Source organism: Myxococcus llanfairpwllgwyngyllgogerychwyrndrobwllllantysiliogogogochensis, assembly GCF_006636215.1.
GTDB classification, from domain to species: domain Bacteria; phylum Myxococcota; class Myxococcia; order Myxococcales; family Myxococcaceae; genus Myxococcus; species Myxococcus llanfairpwllgwyngyllgogerychwyrndrobwllllantysiliogogogochensis.
Genome location: NZ_VIFM01000511.1, coordinates 1 through 1,873, shown reverse-complemented (window position 1 = coordinate 1,873; position 1,873 = coordinate 1). Strand labels below are relative to the sequence as shown.

The 1,873-nt window shown below is 68.7% G+C and carries 2 protein-coding genes; both read right to left on the bottom strand.

The window, feature by feature from the left end:
• Nucleotides 1-1,057 (bottom strand): phage major capsid protein (locus tag FJV41_RS48930; protein ID WP_141649477.1); only part of this gene is annotated, 1,057 nt, incomplete at its 3' end.
• A gap of 63 nt (nucleotides 1,058-1,120) precedes the next feature.
• Nucleotides 1,121-1,873: HK97 family phage prohead protease (locus FJV41_RS48925; protein WP_141649476.1), on the bottom strand; the 753-nt coding region annotated here is incomplete at its 5' end.

Below are 1,873 nucleotides of genomic sequence, written 5' to 3'. Positions count from 1 at the left end.
CCATGGCGGACGCCTCGCCGTACCAGAGCTGCGACGCGAGGCCGAAGCCGATGTGCCCCTTCCCGTACATCGACTCCGTGGCGAGCACGGGGAAGCCGTTGAGCTTCGGCGACTCCAGGTCCTGGAGCCCCGGGAACACGTAGCCCGCGGCGTCGCGCAGCTCCGAGAGGAACAGGAGGTGCGCGTTCGACATGAAGTAGAAGGGCGCGTTGCCGGCCAGCTTCAGCTTCGCCGTGAGAATCGGCTTGATGAGCTTGAGCTTCAGGTCCGAGCGCACCTGGTCGATGCTCACCCCGGTGATGGCGTTCTTGTGCCCACCGGGAATCACCTCGAAGACACCCGTCGGCTTCTTCGCACCCTTGCCGTAGAGGCCGACGAGGTCGACCTCCAGCGCCATGGACTGGGACACCTCCCGTCCCACGTCCGCCGAGGCGGCGCTGTTCCCCAGCCGCATCAGGTCATTGCTGATGGGGCACAGGGCCATGGCCTTGTGGGCGCCCAGCTCGGTGGTGCCGGTCTTGAGCTCCGACTTCTCCGCGGGCTGGCCCTCACCCACCCAGAAGACACGGGGCCCCTCGTTGATGCGGCCGACGACGAACTTCCCGCCGTAGCCCGAGACGGAGCGCGCGCCGGCACGCAGGAGGATGGCGTCCGCGCGCAGCAACTCCACCACCTCCTCGCTCTTCGTCTCGCGGGTCCAGATGGCGCCGCCCTGCTCGAAGATGGACGCGAAGGCGCCCACCGCCTTGCACTTCTCGACGTACTTCTTGAGGTCCTCCATGCCGGGCTTGTGCATGAGCTGGAAGCGCTCGGCGGAGGCCAGGTACTGCGCCTTGATGAACACACCCAGCCGGGCGTAGGCCGCCTGGCCATCGGGCGCATCCATCTGCAGGTCCTTCGCGCTGGAGGTGACGGGCACCTGCGCGGGCGGGTTGGGACGGCCGGCGACGGCAGCCTCGACCGCGCGCGTGGCGGACGCGTCGATGGCGCGCTGGAGGGACTCGGGCAGAGGCGGGGGCGCGCTCGGCGCCGAGGTGGGCTTCGGGGTGGGCTTCATGGATGGCTCCAGGTTTCGTGGGGTGGTGCGCCGGACGGCGCGTTCATCCGGTAGAAGGGGCGGCTACTTCGCGACGGGCGGCAGCAGGGCGGCGTACTTGCGCAGCTCCGAGCCCGAGAAGGACTTCAACTGAGCGGACGTGAAGCCGAAGCGCTTCGTGAGGCGGACGCGCAGCGCCTTGGCTTCCTCGTCGGGCAGCTCGTCCGCCGTCTCCTCCTCACCAGGGGGCGGCTCCGTCTTTTCGGTGGCGGGCTCCTTGTCCTCCGGAGCCTCGCGCTCCTCTTCTTCTTTCGGCGCGGGCTCCTCGTCCTCGGTTTCCGTCGGCTCCTCGTCGAGGGCGGGCTCCTCTTCCTCGACGGGCAGCAGCTTGTGCAGCTTCACCACGTCGGCCCTCAACTCATCGAGCGCGCCCTCTACCTTCGCGCGGAAGGCGAGCCCCGCCGCGCGGTACTTCGCTTCCTCGTCCTCGGCCACCGGCTCCGCGGAGCGCAGGCGCACGGCTTCCTGGTTCCCGCCGATGTTGACGATGGACACCTCCAACGTCTCGACGAGGGGGAAGTCGTAGCCGCCCTCGGCGTTCGGCACCGGCTCGCTGTCTGCGGGGATGAAGCGGATGGAGCACTGGTTCAGCGTTCCCGCCTTGACCTTCGCCGCCACCATCTTCGAGGTGTCGCAGACCTCGTCGAAGATGGGCTCCATCAACCACTCGGTGCCCTCGCGGAAGCACCGCGCGACGCCGATGGCGGGGCTCCAGGAGTCGTGGTTCCACAACAGCGGCACGCGGAATTCGTCTCCCGCCGACTTGATGGCGAGGAC